Source organism: Sodalis sp. RH21, assembly GCF_047324175.1.
Classification (GTDB): Bacteria; Pseudomonadota; Gammaproteobacteria; order Enterobacterales; family Enterobacteriaceae; genus Acerihabitans.
The window spans coordinates 102,087-120,575 of the sequence record NZ_CP178732.1; the positions used below are offsets into that span (position 1 = coordinate 102,087).

The window sequence follows — 18,489 nt, forward strand, 5'->3', positions numbered from 1 at the left end:
GACGGCCATCAGGGAGGATGGCCACGGCACGCCGCCATTAATTTCCCGCCGCCCCGGCGATATCGTCGCCAGCATAGACCCAATCTCCCCGATGGCGTTGCCGGACATTATGTCCCAGCCAGCAATTCCGGCCCAGCGGCTGGCCGTCGCCTAAGGCGCAGCCCCGATAATGGTCCCGATGGAGGATCAGCCTGGCTTCCCAGGCGTATTCCATGCCAACGTAGTGAATCACCCACTCGCGCAGCTGCGCCAGTTTTCCCGGCCGACGGCGCCGGGCGGGTAAAAATTGCGCATATTGCCGCCGGGACAGCGGGCCGATATCAATGGCGAAGCGATATTGCCTGTCGGGAGCGGCGACGCCGAGGCAACTGGCGATCCCCAGACGGGTTGCCGCTCCCGCGGCGTGCAGGCACAGGCGGCCGCCGCGGGGAAGCCGCAGCCACTGGAACACATTTTCCCGCACCCTGGCCGGCACGGAGAAAAAGTGGCGGATTATCGCGCCCAGGCCCTCGCTGTTGCGGGGGTGGCGGGTTAAATGCCCCGCCATATAATAACGCGCCAGGGCGCTCAGGCCGCCCTGGCGCTGTGCGGGCCGGCCGATGCCGATCAGGCAGGCGGCATAATCGTCGAAGCGCCGGTTATCCGGCCGATCGAACGACACGCACTGCTGGGCGTCCGCCCAGGCGCGATAAAACAGCATGATCAAGCGGTGGTGGAAGATATTGGCGAAAGCCGTCAGGCTAGGGTCATTATCCTGCTGCGCGCGCTGAAAGGCATACTCCGTCATATGCAGGGGCAGCGGACCGTTGGGGCCGAACAGACCAAAGCCCACGATGTCCACCTGTCGCAGCCCGGTGTCGGCGTAAGGGGTGATGGCGGCGATATTGGCGGCGGTAAACGCCAGCTCAGGGGTCTGGCCCAGGCGCAGCGGTTCATAACGCGGCAGCGGGGCGCGGCCTAATGAATAGCGTCCCCCGGCTTGGGCATCGATACGCCGCAGCAACTGGAACAGATCGTATCGCCAGGGCGCGGACGCGCGGGCCGACCAAAACCGATCGTCCAGGTTTTGCGCGCCGTCAAGGTAGACGCCGCCGCGCGCGGGAGGCGGGCGCAGCCGCGGTATGGCGCCGCGGCAGGGCCGGAGAGCGTGGATTTTCATAATGGCGTTTTCTCGCCGGCGCTCGCCGGCCAATGGCCGATCCGGCCCCGCTGGCGGGAATGGAGCGTGGTTTCGGTAAAGCTGTTGATAGCGGCCAGGCGCGTAAACAGGCGCGCCAGCACGCTGCCCAATAGCCAGGGGCTAAGCCCGGAGAAGGCCTGTTCATCAACGCTTATTTCGATGCTGACGCCGCGCGCCACCAGTGCGGGCGGCGCCAGCAGCCGGGTGCAGGGCGACAGGCGGCACTGGAAAATGCCGGCGATTTGCTGCGCGACGGCGCTGTCGGCCTGTCGGGCATGCACCTGGAGCAATTGGCGCAGGGCCGCTCCTCCCTGGCCGCTGGCGCAATCCATCAGGCTGAAATAGTTCAGCTGTAGAAGGTTAATCAACTGCCAGCTCGCCTGGCCTTCCGCCGGCGCCGGACGCGGAGCGCTGGGACCTTTGCGTATGCGCACGCCGCACACCGGCATGGAATCCCGTATTACCAGCCGCCCCATCTCCTGTTGCATCAGCCGCAGCGGCAGATCCCGGTTGGAGCACAGCACCTCGGCGTTGAGGAAGGTTAAGTCCCCATGCCAGGGCGGATGCCGTTCGTCGGCCAGTGAGATAAAAACCTCCGACCCCGGATAACCGGTATCCGTACCGCGCGGGGCGTCGGCGGGGGACCAGGGGCGCGGTTCGCGGCGCAAAGAAAACCAGCCCGTATCCCCCTCGCCGTCGTCGCTCAACTGGTCGTAAAACGGTTTGAATACGCGCCGAAAGCCGTTTTCGCCTTTACCGCCGCAGCCGTGTAGCCGGCGGATAGAATGAATTTCGTAATCCAGGGGATGCAGGGTATCCACCACCACCTGATACTCGCTCCGGCGTTCATGCAGCAGGATACGTTCGGCGGCGGCGGGGAATAAATTAATCACCGGCGTGCAGTGCAGCGCGAGATGATCCCGATCCACCCGCCGTTCCAGGTCGGGGACGGATTTATCCAGCAACAGCACCAGTTCCAGCGTTTGCCGCTTGCCGCCGCCGGCCAGCAGCGGTTGCAGCCCCCGGATGCTGAAAAATTGCAGGCGGGCGGGAAAGCAAAAATATTCCTGCATCAGGCGAAAGGCATCCAGGTTGCGCAAATCCCGCGGCAGCATCGCCTGGTCGGCCCGGAACCCTTCGTGGCGCAGCGCCTGCCGGCCCAGCACCAGGCGCTGCGCGGGCGCTCCGCCGATGTGGCACACCACGCTTTGTGTATGCTGCATAATAAGCTCAAGCAATCGTTGCGCCGGTATATCCCCGGCGCAAAGATAAAACATCAAGCGATCGCAGCGCATTTCCCCAAGCGACACATGGTCAAAACAGCTGAGCCGGATACGCAGCGCGCTGGCGGTATCCCTCAGGCCCAGCGCGGCGGGGGCGATATCCGCGGGTACGCCGCCCAATTCCACATGGTCGATGCGTAATGGCTGCAAATCGACTTCGTGGGCGGTGCGATAGCGGCAGGTTATCCCTTTGGCCTTCAGCGCCAGATTGTCCATTACCGTGCCGCGCGGTACGCGAAACCCCTGGCTTATATCGCCCTTGTGCGCATCCGGTTGCAGTTCCACCACCGCCATCGACGGGGTGCCCGCCAGGTAGTTCGGATGCAGCATTTCCAGCAACTGGCGGGTAAAGCGCGGAAATTCGGCATCCATCTTGAGCTGGATACGCGACGTCAGGAAAGCGAATCCCTCCAGCAATCGTTCTACATAAGGATCGGCGCGGTCGCCGTCCGCCATGCCCAGGCGCCCGGCCACTTTGGGATAGTGCCCGGCGAATTCCGCGCCGCGCTCGCGCAGCCACGCCAGTTCGCGATTGTAATAATCCAGTAGCCGGCTATCCATGGTAATCCTTATCGGCCAGTTCAAAATGGCCGCTTTCCAAATCCACGCGGCTGATAAATGCGAAATCCAGCGGTTCGGGCGACCACCACAGGCGCCCCTGGATATCAAACGACAGCTTGTTGTGCGCAGCCAGCTTGAGGTCCTCATCGGCGCAGCCGATGGTAAGCTCCGAGGCGATAATGCGCGGTTCGAACCGAGCGATGGCCCGGGCAATGGCGCGTTCAATCTCATGCCAGGTAATGTCGGACAGCACTTTACCGGCCAGCGGCGGCACCCCGTAGTTAAGGGTGCTATCGCTGACGTGGGGCCAGGGGGCGAGATCGCGGGCGCAAGCGAAATGGGCGCAGTTCAACAGCGCCTGTAAATTCGCCAGCACCGATTGCTTCAGGGCCCGCCGGGAGTCCGCCCTGTCCGCCTCCGTTTCCCAGGCTATATGCGGCGCGTCGTCGGTCAGCCGTTCCAGAAGCAAGGGCAACACCGGCTGGCGGGGACGGGGAGCCGGTCTGTCGCCGGTCAAACCCGGCAGGCCCGGCACCATAGTCGCGCGGTTTTTTAACATACTGATGGTTTTCCTGGTGAATAGGGCCGGGATTGCGTTAGCCCATATGGATTTGTTCGGAATCGAGTTTGGTAATGGCGTCGGAGGTAATAATGACGTTTTGCCCATGAATGCGGGCATAATCCGTGGCCTGGTAATCCAGCTGGCCCACCCGCGCGTGCTCGGTGTGCGTGACCTTGCGCAGCAGCCGGTGGCTGATTTGCACCAGGGTTTGCCATACCGATTCGAGACGCTTGCCCACGATGCATAGGGTGTCGACCCAGGCCGACAGATCCTGGCCGTGGTATTGCATCCGTCCGATATGGCACTCGCTGCGATCGGCATTGATGTTTACCGCCGGTCCGTTCAACTGCAGGCGCCTTTCGCCCGTCAGGGTTAATTCCCCGCAGGGGGCGATGCGCAAATCGCCGGGCACGCTCAGGGAGAAGGGGCGGCCGCTATCGGCACGGGTAAGTACGGCCAGCAACCACAGCTGGGCTTCGTCGCCGGCGATCAACACCTCGTCCCCCGGTTCCGGGGTCAATAAACAGCTGGCGGCCAGACGGCATTGCCAGCCGCGCTGCTGGTGGCGCACGATAAAAAAGCCCTCGGGCAGGATATTCACCACCCGCCCCACGGCCTGGCGGGGCGGCGCTGTCCCATGGTTAACGGTGGCATGTCGGTTAATCATAATCGGTCTCTCTGGGATATTGATAAGTAGGCGGGCCGGGTTGCCGCAGGCGGGTCCATTCTTCGGCGGCGAACAGCGCCTCGTCCCGCGCCAGGATGCCTTGATCCGTGGAAAACAGCGTGTCCCGCCGCCGGGCGCGGTGCATGCGGGTGCGCAGGAAACGCGCTTGCCGCAGATCGGCGGCGCTGATATCGGACCAGCTGAAATCGGCATAAGTCAGATCGCAGGCCGCCAGCCGGCAGCCGCCGGCCCGCGCATAGTGGAGCATGGCCTGTACCAGGGATGAATGGGAGAAGTCCGCCTGGCGCAGGTCGGCGCCGATAAACTGGCTTTGGTCAAAACAACCGCGCCGGGCGCGGGCGCGCCGCAAATCGCTGTCGATAAATAGCGCCTGGGCGCTGCGGACGCCGTCAAGCCGGGCGTCGCGCAGGGAGGCGCCTTTAAAACAGCTGCCGGTCAGGTTGCTCTGACCGAAGTTGACGTTATCCATGGCGTTATCGGTAAACTGGCAGCCGGTAAAACGTTGCCCGCGGTAGTCATTGTTGCGGTGATCGCAGCCGGCGAAAATGGTGCGATCAATATTATTACCAGTCAGCAAGGTGGCCTGGAGGTCGGCATCAAACAGCGTGGTCTGCGATATCCGGCAATCTTGCAGGCGGGCGTTGGCCAGGGTGGTCTTGAAGAGCGTTACTTTCTCCATGACGCCATGTTCAAATAGCGCGCCGTCCAGCGGGCATTGCAAAAATTGGGTTTCAGTCAGCGCGGCCCCGCCAAATCCGCCCCGGGTCAGATCGCAATGGTTAAATACGCTGCTTTTCAAGGTACAACCGGCAAAATTCGCCCGGCCCAGCGAGCAGCGGTTGAACCGGCAACCGTCGATGGCGCCGCCGGCAAAACCCGCATCCTCCAGCCGGCATCCATCGAACAACACATCTTCAAGCTGCCGGCGGCTGAAATCGGGGCGGATAAATACCACATCGTTGAATATCGCCCCCCGCAGCGTCACGCCGGTGAGCTGGGCCGGGTCGAGCACCAGGCCGGCGATAATTTCGCCCTGGCTGATTTTTTGTTGTAGCTGCAAAGCCGATAGCGGGGTCATGACGCCGGCTCCCCTGCGCGCGGCAGCGTTTTGCACTGCGCGATATACGCGTCCCGCAGGCGGGTTTGCGCATCAATGGATGATTGCGACAGGTCGGCGCGAAACAGATTGGCGTGGCTCAGATCGGCGCCCGCCAGCCGGCATTTTTGCAGCAGGGCGCCCATCAAGTTGGCGTTGGGCAGGGATGCGCGGGTGAGATCCGTGCGGATAAACAGGCAGCCGGCGGCGTTGATCTCCCCCATGACGGCGTCGCACAGGGCGGCGGCGCTGAAATCGCTGTTGCGGGCCAGGGCGCGGGAAAAATCCGCGCCGTTGAGCGGCGTCTGGCGAAAGTTACAACCGCTCAGGCGCGCGCCGCGAAATATTGACCTCGACGCATGGGTGCCGCTGGTAAAAACGCAATCGTCCAGCCGGCTCTCTGCGAAGCGGATCTCATCAAGGGCCATGGTGACAAATGAGCAATTCGCCAGCCGGGCGTGGTTAAAGCTGGTCCCGCATAATTTACCCTGGAGAAAGGTCGTTTTCTCCAGCCGGCAGCGGTCGAAATCCAAATCAGCCATATCGGGTTCGAGGAAAACGCAGTTTTCCAGGGTGGCATGGCTGAACCGGCAGCGATTAACCGCGGTGTGGTAAAACAGCAATCCGCTGAGCTGCGCCTGGTCAAAGCGGCAGTTATCCAGCGCGGCTTGTTGTAACAGGACGCCGGTTAAACGCGCGGCGGTGAACCGGCTGTTGCGGCAGCGGGCGCCGGTCAGGCAGGTATCAATCAACTGCGCGCCGCGCAGCGAGGCGTCGGCCAGCGAGGCGTGGGCCAGCATGGCCTCGTTAAGATTGGCCCCGTCCAGCAGACAGTTATCCAGCCTGGCGCTTTCCAGCAAGGCCTGGTGAAAATTAGCCCGGCGCAGATCCATTCCGCTGAGATCGGCGCCGGTCAGATCCAGGCCGCTGAAATCGCGCGAATGCGCCATGCCGTCAAGTACATGACGGCGGATCGCCGCCGTTTGCTCCGCGCCCAGGGGCGCGGCCGCGGGCCGGGTATCGGCGGACAGGCGGTAGATTTCAAACAGCCCGCGCTGCGCGTCTTTGCTGCCCGTATCCGGGACCGGACGGGAGGGGGACGTTCCCGGCTGGCGCAGCGCGTCCATCATCCGATAATAGCTGGCCGGCCCCGCGGCGGCGTCGGCGGTCATGTCGGGAGCCTTGTCCTGCGCCTGTCGCTGCAAATCAGCGGCCTGCCGGTCGAGGCGGGCCATAAAATCCGGTAAATCATCCAGCGCCGGGCTTGCGGTTAACGGCGCGCCGGCCGTACTGCCGTCACCAGCGCGGCCGGCAGGCGAGAGCGTTTCCCGATGCCGGGCGCGCAGCCGTTTTTCCCGCGCGGCCAGATGGGCGGCCAGGGGACTTTCGGCTGACCGGGGCGCGGTATCCAGCCACGGCCCGATCAGGCTTTCCGCCACCAAATCCCGCTCGCGCAGCGCGTAAGCGGCGCCGGTGGCCTTTTGCCCGCGCAGGTGCAGCACCTGCTGATAAAACGCCGTGGAGCGGCGCTGCGCGGGCAGTTCAATGGCGGCCAGCAATTGCTCGACATCCAGCGCATCGTCCTGCGCTATCGTGCAACTGCCCTGCCAGATCAGCACCATTTGCTCCAGATGGGGGAAAAACCACAGGGTGGTCGCCCGCAGGGCAACCTCTTCCAGCGCCGTTTTCCCTGCGCGCCGAATAAAACACCGGGCCTGCCAGGCGGGCAAGGTTCCTTGCTGTAGCGGCTGGCGGGGATGCATATTCCAGATTTGCCAAGGCGCGCCGGCAGGCAGCGCCGCGGCCTGCGGCCACCACTGGTCGCTGGCGGCCCGGTTAAACACATGCCAGTCGATATCCCGCGCAAAGCCGGGGTAATCCCGCTCCAGCCATTGCTGGTCGTGGCGTTGGCCAAGGCGCTTGAAATTAGCGGGCGCAGCGAAGTCCAGCGGACCGAAACCGGCGGGAGTTATCGTCCGCCGCGCCGGGGTATAACCTTGGCCGGGCAGCTCGATGTTGGCCAAGGGGTGGCACGGCGCGCCGTCGCGTATTACCGGCGCCGCGCCCATGCCCCTGGGGTTCAGCGCGTCGTTTTCGCCGCCGAAAGCGTGTTCCCAATCCAGCCGCAGACGTTCAAAGGGCAGCGCGGGGGAAGGTTGACCATTGACCCAGTAGCGATCGCCAAACGCCACCAGGCTTTTTTCCCGTTCCCCCACCCGGATTTTAACCAAACAGGCGTTTTTTTGCGGCTGGTGCCGGGTATAGGCGTAGCCGGTGGCCAGGAACTCGGCGCAGGCTTTGGGGATCGCCAAATCCAGCAGACCGCCGCTGCCGGTGAGTTCCTGGGCCGCCAGTTGCCAAAGTTCGGGTTCGGGGCGCAGGCGGGGGGCGGAGCCCATATCAGCCAGGGCCAACAGGGAAACCCCCAGTCGGTTTTTGCCCTGCCAGCGCCAGGGGCGATGCAGTACCCCCAGTCGCAGCGGTTTGATGATTTTCATGGTTTAGTCATGGCATAGTGCCCGATAAATGGCGTGTCGCATTCAGAGAAAAAGGGTGATGGCGCTGGTATTAAGGCTGAGCAGCGTGGTGCGGATATCCAGCTGCCCCTGGCCGATATTGACCCCCACCGTTTCCATCCGCATATCGGTTTTGGCCAAATTCACCTTGGTGGTCGAAGTTAATATCTCGTTGGTTTTCACCGCCATTTTCGACATTGAAAAGCTCATCGAATCAATGGATTGAGAAAACCCGGTTACGTTCAGCGCATGGGCGGAATGGGTTTCGATATGCCCTTCGATTTTATGCACCATCTCTTTGGTCTCTATTAATACTTTGCCGCCGGCGTTCAGGGTGGCGTCCCCGCCGGCCCGGATCGACAGATCCTGGCGCACATGTTCCCGCCACCGGCCGCTGATATCGCGGGTGACGTCCCCTTGCGCCTCGATATCCTGATTGCCGGCGATGCGCTGTTGATCCACTCCGTGTATGTCTTGGTTAACGCCTTTGGTATATACCACGCGGGTCGGTTCGCGCCGGCTTTGCTGTCGCCTGGACCGCTGGCGATCGGCTATTTCCCGCGCGGTGGGCCCGTACGCCGCCGCCAGGTCGGTTTGCGCCAGATTCCCTTCGGTATCATGCCCGGCGGCCAGGTAGAGACTGGCGCCAAAAATGATTTTATTGCCGGCGTCGAACATAATGGAATCCAGGGCGTGGTGGCTGATGGTCCCGCCGGCGTGGCGGCAGAGATCCTCGCTGACGCGCTGGCGGGAAGGGCCGGTCACCTGCTTATACTCGCCGCCGATGATGGCGTCGGCCCTGCCGCCGGCGGTAATCAGGGCGGATTTACCCTGATGAAAGGTTTGCATATCGGGCTGGAGTTTGCGGGTGGTGCAGGAACCCAGATGGGTAAATTGCGTCCGGCCTTTTATTTGCCGGGCCAGGTTGCCGTCGATGCTGACATGTTTATCCCGCCCGACCGTGATATTCATATCGCGCCCGGCATGTAGGGAAAATGACTCTTGCCCCGGCGCGTCTTCCATAAACCAGAAGCTGGCGTTGCCGACGCCGCCTTCCCTGCTGCGGCTCATAAACCCCATTCTGGCGGCGGCGGCGGGCAGTTCCCAGGGCGGCAGGGATTCTTGATTGTAAACCCGGCCGGTGATAATGGGCCGATCGGGATCGCCGTTGATAAAATCCACAATCACCTCTTCGCCGACCCTTGGCACCTGCATGCTGCCGTATTTCCAGCCGGCCCACTGGCTGGAAACGCGTACCCAGCACGAACCGGTGTCGTCGCCCGCGCCGCGCCGGTCCCAGCGGAACTTCAGCTTTACGCGGCCATATTTGTCGGTCCATATGGTTTTATCCACGGGACCGGCGACCTCGGCGGTCTGGGGGCCGTGCGTCTTCGGCCAGGGGGTAAGGCGGGCCGGGCGCCAGGGAACGGTGGCGGGGACGACTGTGAACTCAACGCTAAAACAGTCCTGGCCACCGTCGTGCCGGTCATTTTCATGGTGATAGCGGCTATCGCACAGGCTATATTCCACCGCGGCCACCAGATAGTTTTGCTCGTCCAGCGGCCGCGGGCAGTTGTGGATGCGAAAGGTATGCCCCGGGGACAAACCGCGCGCGGTGGCCTGGCCGCAAACCTGCTGTTGCCCGGCCGCACAGGCCTGCTGGCGGATCTGCGCCAGGAATTGGCCCTGCTGGTTATCCTCATAGCGGCCGGGCCAGTCGAACAATTCCGTTTTACCGGCGGCGAACGACGCCCCGTTCAGGCAGGACTGCGCCAGATGGGCCCGGGGTTTGCGAAAGTCGTAGTCATCTATGCTGCACAGTTCGGGAGTAACGCGCTGGGATATATTCCAGCGCGTAATGCCTTCGCGATGGTCGGTCAGGCCATATCCCGGCTGCTGGTAAACAATGTCTTGATAGCCGGGAAATGGCCGGTGCGCCAGCGGCGAGTCCGCCAGTACCAGCGTATGCCCGCGGGCATCGTGTTTGAAGTAATAATAAATACCCTCATGCTCCATCAACCGGCTCAGAAAAGCAAAGGTGCTCTCCTGGTACTGTACGCAATAGGGGTGCGGGGGATAGGCGCTGGACAGCAGATTTTCAAACGCAATGTTAAACTCGGCGAGAACGGCGCTAATGATGTCGGGTATGGTCTTTTCCTGCCAGATGCGGCAATCGCGATTTTGCGTGAGGTACCATAAAGCCGGATGCAGGGTAACGGTATACAGCTTGTATTTTTCTTGTTGTAAATCGTAGCCGCTGAAATCGACGCGGGTGACGTGGCCATGTAAATACCGGCTGCCTCCGCCGGCTAGTTTTATTTCCAGGGCCATATCTTTTCCTAATAATGAATTTATGTCCAAATCATTATGTCGGCTAAGAAATTCCGCGCTGAATTGATATATCGCTGACAGAGATTCGCGGCCGGTTAAGCGTTTAAAAATAAAGTCATCGGCGGCGCTGCCGTTCAATGGCGTATGCGCAATAATTTGGTCCGGCATGCGGTTCCTTATGCTTGGTGAAATTGCCGCGGCATAAATGGGATAGTATATAAACGCCGCGCCGGCGGTACATCAGGTAATCACCGGATATGACGGCTAATGATATTCCACCAGCCCCAACCGATGGGACCAATGCACCAGCTCAACGGCTTTATGGACATCCAGCTTGCGCATGATATTCAGGCGATGGGTTTCGACCGTTTTCGGGCTGATGGAGAGATTGGCGGCAATGGTTTGATTGCCCGCTCCTTCGGCGATCTGCTTGAGTACCTGCCGCTCCCGCAGGGTGAGTAAAAGGGGATGGGCGCCGGTTTCCTCCAACAATTGGAATACGCGGAAATGATCCAGGGAAGGATCGATATAGCGCCTGCGGGCCAATACCCCCGGCAGGGCTTCCAGTAAAATATGCTGCGGGCTTCCCTTGAGCACAAAACCCAGGGCGCCCAGGCGCAGCGCGCTGGCGGCATGATGTTCCCCCTGGCGCGACGTGAGGACGATGATGCGCATGCCGGGCCAGCGGCGCAGGAGCTGGGCGATGACATCCTGCCCGTCCATGCCGGGCAACCCTAAATCCAGAATGACGATATCCGGATTATTGTCACGGCACAGGCGGTACACGTCCAGCCCGTTATCGGTCTGGCCTATAATGTGATAACGCGGATGGGGGGCAAGCATTAATTTAATGCCATTAATAATTAATTCATGATCGTCAACCAATACCAGTTTTATTTTCATTAAAAATATCACACCAATGAAAATATGGGGGCCAGCATAAAAATACCTGGATAATGCGCCGGATGAATAAACGCCACGAGCATAATGCAACGCCGAAATAAATCAAGGCATCGTCCAATGAAACCGACAATATAAGTCGGATGTTTCAATCCGGTTTAGCCGGCCCCGCTGCCGGGGGACTTACGAAGGCGCATTAAGTGATCTCCTTCATATATTTAGTCTATGACAGGTTGTTTTGGTGGCCGGGGTATGCCGCGGGGCATAGTATTTCCATCGGTTATCTTACGCAAAGAACCCAGGAGAAAAGATGAAGTTATTGCGCTATGGTCAGCCGGGCGCGGAACGCCCCGGAATCTTGGATAATGACGGCCGGATTCGCGCCCTGTCCGGACATATCAGCGATGTAGGCGGGTCGGCGCTGTTGCCCGCCTCGCTCGATCTACTGCGCGCCGTGGATATTTCCCAATTGCCGCTGGTGGAGGGCGAGCCGCGGTTGGGGCCTTGCGTCGGCCAGGTGGGCAAGTTTGTCTGTATCGGCCTGAATTATGCCGATCATGCCGCTGAGACCGGCGCCGCCATCCCGCAGGAACCCATTGTCTTCAATAAATGGGTCAGCGCCATCACGGGTCCCAATGATGACGTGCAAATCCCCCGCCAATCCGCCAAGACCGACTGGGAAGTAGAGCTTGGGGTGGTCATCGGCCAGGGCGGGCGTTATATCAGCGAACAGGAGGCAATGAACCACGTGGCCGGGTACTGCGTGGTTAACGATCTTTCCGAACGGGAATGGCAAATCGAGCGGGGCGGCACGTGGGACAAAGGCAAGGGCTGCGATACCTTTGGTCCCATCGGTCCCTGGCTGGTGACCGCGGATGAAATTGCCGATCCCCAGGACCTTGACCTGTGGCTGGAAGTGGACGGAAAACGCTATCAGAACGGCAATACCGGCACCATGATCTTCGGCGTCAGGCAGATTGTCAGTTATCTGAGCCGCTTCATGAGCCTGCAGCCGGGCGACATTATCGCCACCGGCACGCCGCCAGGGGTGGGATTAGGCCAAAAGCCGCAGCCGGTTTTCCTGCGGGCGGGCCAGCGGCTGCGTTTGGGCGTTGCAGGATTGGGCGAGCAGCGGCAATTGACGGTATCGGCTTGAGATTGCAATACCTCGCGTGATCTTTGGCATTTTTCTTAAATTATCCCGGCAAAAAACCGGCCTGCCGGGATAATTAACGGCAGAAGATCCATGAACGCTGACCGTAAATGAATTAAACTCGTTGCCGATTGTCTTAATTGGCTGTGTTAGTAAGAAATTATAATACCGCCCGGTACTACTCAGATTAAAGCCATCGCGTCTGATTAAAAATACCGGGGTCGTGATGGGTTGCCTTTTTTCTGTAAAATAAAATGGGTACTCTTATCTGGATATTTTTATATCCTTGTAACGTTATGGAAACGGACCGGAAGGTCGGCTTTTTATTTTAAATACCAGTGAATGCACTGTTGGGACAATGCAAATAAAGCAAGAATAGCCAGGTTGCAACGCCGCGCCAGAGAGGTGAAAACCTGAGTTATCCGAGCTGCCGGTTTGTTCGTACCCGCCTTATGCATCTGAGAAAATCATATGTTCCAACGCTGGATATTACCGTTAAGCTATGTACACCCCAGATACTGGACGCTGTGGCTGGGCCTCGGCGTACTTTTTTTGCTGGTGCAACTGCCTTACCCGATTTTGATCAAGCTTGGCGGCCGAATGGGTTTGTTATCCATGCGTTTTTTAAAAAGGCGCGTCTCCATCGCCAAACGCAACCTCGAACTCAGTTTTCCCACCGTTGAACCCGAACAAATACAACTAAAACTCGCCGATAATTTCGCGTCCCTGGGCATGGGACTGATGGAAACCGGAATGGCGTGGTTCTGGTCCGATCGGCGGATAAAAAAATGGTTTGATATAATTGGCCTGGACCATCTTGACGCGGCCGCGGAAAAAAAGAATGGCGTGATCGTTATCGGGGTGCATTTCATGACCCTGGAACTGCATTTCCGTATTTTAGGCCATTGCAGACCCATGACCGTAATGTACCGGCCCCATAACAGCAAAATTATGGAACTGGTACAGAAATGGGGACGTTCGCGGTCGGGTAATAATCTGGTCAGCCGTAAAAAGCTGGTTTGCATGGTGCACACCCTTAAACGCGGCGGAGTGGTGTGGTTTGCCCCCGATCAGGATAATGGCCCCAAAGGCAGCGTATTCGTGCCGTTTTTCGGGGTGCACCAGACCGCTACCACCAACGGCACTTTCACTATCGCCAAATTGGCCAGGCCAAAGTTAGTGAGCGCGGTGGTGATCCGCAAACCCGATGGGCAAGGGTATCAGCTGGTGATTTCGCCGGAACTGGAAAATTACCCTTATGACGATAACTTAGCGGCGGCCAATTATGTCAATCGGGTCATTGAATGTGAAATCATGAAAGCCCCCGGCCAGTATTTATGGCTGCATCGCCGGTTTAAAACCCGGCCGACAGGCGAGCGCTCGCTATATATTTAATCTGGGCAATGGCAACGAAAATTTTTACCGCTTTGTCTCGAAAAAGAGACACTTAACTATTTGAATAGATTAGTAAAAATATAATATGCAAAATTCCGTCGTCTATGGGGGACATAGGCGGCCGGCAGATCGTTCCTACTGGGCAATTTCCCGGACATAATCCGATGCCTCGTCATGCCGCCGCGGAAAAATCACCGCCGGCCCTTTGGGCGAACATGGTTAGTTCGGCAGCCGGCGGCCATATGAAAAATTATTTTATTTCAATGGGTTGACGAGGTTGTCTGTCTGGCTATTGCGCGCGGCGTTCGCGGCGAGGCGGGGCGTAAGCGAGTTATGGGGACGAGTTGCAGGGAGACGTTATCCCTTATGCCGGCCTCCTGGCATGGAAACTGCATTATCCCCGCTGTAGATGCCCATTCCATCTCTTATGCTCGCGTTTACGCTTCATAAACCCAGGAATGTCGCAGAGCCAAATTTGCGGTGCCTATTGTCCAGCCCTTCGATGAGACCTTCATCAGACACCCCGGACAAAACGTTGAGTGAGGCACCAACCTGTTGTCTTAATGACCTGACCTTGTTCACACTTGCCATCATGGCAAGTGTTTTTTTTGCTGCCAATCTTTCAGAGCGTGAGTTTCAGGCTTTCACGGCGCATCTGCGCCGACTCTTCGGGCAGATGCAGGCGGTCCAGCACATCGGCCAGCCATGCGTAGTCATGGGCGTCGGGACGCTGTTTCAACGCCGCCCGAAAGGCATCCGCGGCACCCTGCCACTCGCCGCGCTTCATCAATAACTGCCCCATGGTGCTATCGAGCAGCGGCGTGTCCCCTTGCTGTTTAATCTGCTGGCGGACCGCTTTTTCCAACTGTTCCGGATCGCCGCTTTTTAAGCGCGGCAGCAGCAGCAGCAGCTGTTCGTTACGCTGGTTCTTCAGGCCCTTGACGATAATCGCCTGGGCGGTTTCATGGTCGTTACACACGATCAAATGCTCGGCCAGCGCCACTTGCAACGAGGCGTCGTTGCGGGTCCTGCGGTTTTGATTGCGCCACCAGGCATTGAGCCCCGCGCTGCCCTCGTTTTCCATGATCTGATCCATCAGCCCGTTATAAGCCTGGTGTTCCAGCGCCTGGATCTTATCCTCGTCATAGACGCGCACTTTGCGCATGGCCGGCAGGATATCCAATAAAGCCTGCCAGGCATGGGTGCGGATAAACGCCTGTTCGGCCAGGCGCAGCACTTCCGGATGGCGGGGCGCCACCTCCAGCAGATGGTCGGCGCCATGACGGGCGGCGTGATTCTCGTTACGCGCCAGTTGGATACGTACCCGGGTAATGTCCACCGGCAGTTGATCGTTATCGGCGGCTTCCATCGCCCGTTCCAGATGCTGGTTGGCCCGGATATCATCGCCGCGCTGCTGGGCGGCTTCCGCGGCCAGCAGATAATTGACTACCGGCTGGTCGGCATGGTCGGCATTGCGGGTGAGCAATTTTTCAACCTGGAGATAGTCTCCTTCGGCCAGCTTCATCAGCGCGGCCTCGGTGTGTTTGCGGGCGCGGTGATTTTTACGGCCGGTGAACCAGCGCCGGGTACGGGCGCCGGTATGGAAAATGCGGCGCAGTATCCATTCCAGGATAAATAATACCACCAGCGCCACGATCAGCACGATCGCCAAACCGGTCACGCTGGTTTCGATGTTGTAGTTGTCGGTCTGGATCAGCACATAGCCCTGGTGGCCGGCGACAATCGGCCCGATAACAATTCCGGCAATCAGCAGGATGAATAATAACAATACTCGTAGCATCGTTTATTCTCCCTGAGCGGCGGCAGCCGGTTGCTGCGCCAGCAAGTTGCGTACGCGGGTCTGCATCAGTTTTTCCAGCAGCGGCTGGCTGCTTAACTGCGCCGGCACATCCATGGTAATGGTTTGTTGGCTCAGGTTGTCCAGCTCGCTGAGAAAGGCGCGGGTATTGGCGTCATCGGTGTCGAAATAGGCGCGCACCCAGGTGGAAACCGTCTCCAGGGATTGCTGGTAAACCTCATTTTGATGGCGCGGCACCGCTTGCGCCGCGATCAGCAGGCGCGAGCGGATATTCTCGCGCAGATAAATATCCTGGTTCGGCGCCAGCAGGGGTTCGGCGCTGGTATCGCGGCGGCGGATGGTAATGAAATCGTTCATGAAGTTATGCCAGCTTTTGCTGAGGTTTTGCCGCCATTCCCGTACGGAGCTCGACAATTCGCGGCCGCCGTCGCTGTCCATGGGCGACTCATCGCTGTCGTTATCCGCCAGGCGCAGATTATCCACCTGGTTTGATAGCTGATTGACTTTCAGGATAATGCCGTCGAAATCCACTTGGCTAACGCCTGAGAGCGCGGCGATATCTTCGGTGATCGCCCGGCGCACATTCATCAGGCTGGGGTCGTTCATATCCGCCAGGCTGGCGTCCGCGCTTTTGAGCAACGCGCCGGCGGTAACGATATCCTGATCGCTCCATAATTTACGTCCGGCCTGTTTCACCAGGAAGTCCGCCTGCGCCAGCAGCCAGGTATTGGCATCGGAGCCGGAGATGGTGGCGACCTTATCTTGCAACTCGCTTAATTGTTTGGCCTGGGCCGCCGCCTGCTGCTGCGCGGCAGACAGCGCCTGGCCCTGCTGCTGCAATGCCGTCTGGTATTGCTGCTGCTGCTGTTGCTGCGATTGCTGCAGCGCCTCGACGCGGGACTGCAATTGCTGGTTAAGCGCGCTTTGCAGCTTCGCTTGACGCACGCCGTAGCCATACAGGGCCGCCGCCAGCAGCAGCGCAAGGATAATGGCTATCGCCGCCAGGATCACACCCAGGGGTTTTTTGCCTTTCGGGGCCGCCGGTTTGCCCGCGGGCGGTAGCGGACCGCCGGGCACGGGTTTGGCTTTGGCGGAATCAGCCATCGTTTCGCCGGGGGCGGATGGCGTCGCCTGTGGGGTTTCTGCCGCCCTGGCCGCCTCTTCCTGCGGAGTCGTTGGAGTAGTGTGTTCCGTCATGTTGGCCTATCCCATGATTAAATTTAAAGCAGCACGCGCATAAGCGCATCATTGTCTGCCGCGTTTGCTACGACGATGTCCGTCCAGCCCAATTGGCGGGCTAATGCCCCTAATCGTTCGCTCACTACTATCAACCTGCATTGCAATAGCCAGGTGGTGCGATAGTACTCAGGAATTAAAGTATAGAATTGTTGTAACATTTCGCCGCTGGTTATGATCAAAGTATTGATCTCTAATTGCAAACAACGCCGGCTTTGCGCTTCGCCGTCATAATGGACCGGGCTGCGCTGATAACATTCACTGTAGCAGACCTCGACGCCACGTTGGCGCAATGTCTCTTCCAAAACTTCCCGGCCGCCGTTGCCGCGCAGGATCAATGCCCGCAGTCCGGCTATGCGCTGCAATGACGACAGCGCCAGCAGATGCTCGCTGCTGTCGCCCGCGCGGGAAAACTCCACCGGCAGGCCGGAGACGGTATGCAGGTTCAGGCCACTGGCGCGGCCCACCGCATAATATTTCACGTGGGCGGGCCAGGACACGCCTTGCCTGGCCAGGAAGGGGTGGGCGTAATTTACCGCGTGTTTTGACACGACAAACACTAAATTCCCCGGCGCCATCGCCGCCAGGCGCGCGGGCAACTGCGCCAGCTCCCGTCCCGGCGAAAAGTCGATTAACGGCAAGTGCCACGCGGACCGGCCCCGCGCCCGCAGGCGATTGACCAGCTCTTCGCCGGCGGGGGAAGGGCGGGTCACCAGAATGCTCATCTGGGCGGGGTTCCTTGATTTGCCTGGGCATAAACCCGATCCAATATCTCACGGGCGCCGTTGCCGAGTAGTTCATCGGCCAGGGCAATGCCCAGCGCCTCGCCCCCATCCAGGGGCGCGCGGCCCTGGGCGCGGATCACGTTGCCGCCGTCGGGCTGTCCCACGAGCGCGCGCAACCACAGCTGGTTGCCCTCGATTTCCGCGTAGCTGCCGATCGGCACCTGGCACCCCCCTTCCAGACGCGCGTTCATGGCGCGCTCGGCGCCGACGCGGATGGCGGTGGCGTGATGATGCAGCGGCGCGAGCAGCGCCCGGGTGCGGCCGTCATCCAGGCGGCATTCGATGCCTACCGCGCCCTGGCCGACGGCGGGCAGGCAGAACTGCGGATCGAGCGGCTGGCGGATACGATGCTCAAGATCCAGGCGTTTTAGGCCGGCGACCGCCAGGATCACCGCGTCGTATTCGCCCTGGTCCAGTTTTGCCAGGCGCGTGCCCACATTGCCGCGCAGGTCGCGAATCACCAGATCGGGCCGCCGTTCCCGCACCTGGCACTGGCGGCGCAGGCTTGAGGTCCCCACCACGCCGCCCGCGGGCAGGTCGTCCAGGCCGGCGTACGCCGGGGAGACAAACGCATCGCGCGGATCTTCCCGCTCGCAGATGGTCACCAGGCCAAGACCATCGGGGAATGACACCGTGACATCCTTCATGGAGTGCACGGCGATATCGGCGCGATTTTCCAGCAAGGCCCGCTCAAGCTCTTTGACGAATAATCCCTTGCCGCCGACCTTGGCCAGGGGCGTATCCAGCAAAATATCGCCGCGGGTCACCATGGGCACCAGTTCTACCCGCAAATCGGGGTGGTGAAGCATTAATTGCCGTTGCACATAATAGGCTTGCCACAGCGCCAGCGGGCTTTGCCGGGTGGCGATCCTAACGAGGGTATCTTGCATAATGGGTTACCGTTTCAAGCATTCTTCAACCATTCTATCATTGATAGTAAAGCGCTGTAAGTTATCGGGATACGGCGGTGACGGCGGCGGGTGA

At 59.9% G+C, this 18,489-nt stretch carries 14 protein-coding genes; 2 read left to right on the forward strand and 12 right to left on the reverse strand.

The window, feature by feature from the left end:
• Positions 1–37: 37 nt before the first annotated feature.
• The 8 genes from tssG to ACL2XP_RS00515 form a co-directional block, all read right to left on the reverse strand.
• Positions 38–1,159: a type VI secretion system baseplate subunit TssG gene (gene tssG, locus ACL2XP_RS00480; RefSeq protein WP_413736660.1), complete on the reverse strand. Its 1,122-nt coding sequence runs from the start codon at positions 1,157–1,159 to the stop codon at positions 38–40.
• Entirely contained in the window at positions 1,156–3,024 is a 1,869-nt protein-coding gene (gene tssF / locus ACL2XP_RS00485) for a type VI secretion system baseplate subunit TssF (RefSeq protein WP_413736661.1), read from the reverse strand. The genes tssG and tssF overlap by 4 nt, the downstream gene beginning before the upstream one ends.
• Positions 3,017–3,583 carry a type VI secretion system baseplate subunit TssE gene (gene tssE / locus ACL2XP_RS00490; RefSeq protein WP_413736662.1) on the reverse strand — a complete coding sequence of 189 codons (567 nt, stop codon included), beginning with the start codon at positions 3,581–3,583 and terminating at the stop codon, positions 3,017–3,019. The genes tssF and tssE overlap by 8 nt, the downstream gene beginning before the upstream one ends.
• A 37-nt stretch (positions 3,584–3,620) precedes the next feature.
• Complete coding sequence (locus tag ACL2XP_RS00495) at positions 3,621–4,253, reverse strand: DUF3540 domain-containing protein (RefSeq protein ID WP_413736663.1); 633 nt, start codon at positions 4,251–4,253, stop codon at positions 3,621–3,623.
• On the reverse strand, positions 4,246–5,352 hold the full coding sequence (locus ACL2XP_RS00500) for a pentapeptide repeat-containing protein (RefSeq protein WP_413736664.1): 1,107 nt from the start codon (positions 5,350–5,352) through the stop codon (positions 4,246–4,248). The genes ACL2XP_RS00495 and ACL2XP_RS00500 overlap by 8 nt, the downstream gene beginning before the upstream one ends.
• Complete coding sequence (locus ACL2XP_RS00505; RefSeq protein WP_413736665.1) at positions 5,349–7,868, reverse strand: DUF2169 domain-containing protein; 2,520 nt, start codon at positions 7,866–7,868, stop codon at positions 5,349–5,351. Before ACL2XP_RS00505 ends, ACL2XP_RS00500 begins: the two co-directional genes overlap by 4 nt.
• A gap of 42 nt (positions 7,869–7,910) precedes the next feature.
• Complete coding sequence (locus tag ACL2XP_RS00510; RefSeq protein WP_413736666.1) at positions 7,911–10,385, reverse strand: type VI secretion system Vgr family protein; 2,475 nt, start codon at positions 10,383–10,385, stop codon at positions 7,911–7,913.
• Between the two features lie 96 nt (positions 10,386–10,481).
• A complete protein-coding gene (locus ACL2XP_RS00515; protein WP_413736667.1) occupies positions 10,482–11,120 on the reverse strand; it encodes a two component system response regulator in 639 nt (212 codons plus the stop codon).
• A gap of 307 nt (positions 11,121–11,427) precedes the next feature.
• On the opposite strand from ACL2XP_RS00515, the gene ACL2XP_RS00520 reads away from it, so the two are divergent.
• Complete coding sequence (locus ACL2XP_RS00520; RefSeq protein WP_413736668.1) at positions 11,428–12,273, forward strand: fumarylacetoacetate hydrolase family protein; 846 nt, start codon at positions 11,428–11,430, stop codon at positions 12,271–12,273.
• Positions 12,274–12,741: 468 nt separating this feature from the next.
• Positions 12,742–13,665 carry an LpxL/LpxP family Kdo(2)-lipid IV(A) lauroyl/palmitoleoyl acyltransferase gene (lpxL, locus tag ACL2XP_RS00525; protein WP_413736669.1) on the forward strand — a complete coding sequence of 308 codons (924 nt, stop codon included), beginning with the start codon at positions 12,742–12,744 and terminating at the stop codon, positions 13,663–13,665.
• Between the two features lie 622 nt (positions 13,666–14,287).
• Here the strand turns inward: lpxL and hemY are convergent.
• Genes hemY through hemC form a run of 4 tightly spaced genes read right to left on the reverse strand, consistent with a single transcriptional unit; the run spans position 14,288 to position 18,395 of the window.
• A complete protein-coding gene (hemY, locus tag ACL2XP_RS00530; protein ID WP_413736670.1) occupies positions 14,288–15,466 on the reverse strand; it encodes a protoheme IX biogenesis protein HemY in 1,179 nt (392 codons plus the stop codon).
• Between the two features lie 3 nt (positions 15,467–15,469).
• Complete coding sequence (gene hemX, locus ACL2XP_RS00535; RefSeq protein WP_413736671.1) at positions 15,470–16,681, reverse strand: uroporphyrinogen-III C-methyltransferase; 1,212 nt, start codon at positions 16,679–16,681, stop codon at positions 15,470–15,472.
• Between the two features lie 23 nt (positions 16,682–16,704).
• Complete coding sequence (gene hemD, locus ACL2XP_RS00540; RefSeq protein ID WP_413736672.1) at positions 16,705–17,445, reverse strand: uroporphyrinogen-III synthase; 741 nt, start codon at positions 17,443–17,445, stop codon at positions 16,705–16,707.
• Positions 17,442–18,395 (reverse strand): hydroxymethylbilane synthase, encoded by a 954-nt coding sequence (hemC, locus tag ACL2XP_RS00545; RefSeq protein ID WP_413736673.1) that lies wholly within the window; start codon positions 18,393–18,395, stop codon positions 17,442–17,444. The genes hemD and hemC overlap by 4 nt, the downstream gene beginning before the upstream one ends.
• Between the last annotated feature and the right edge of the window lie 94 nt (positions 18,396–18,489).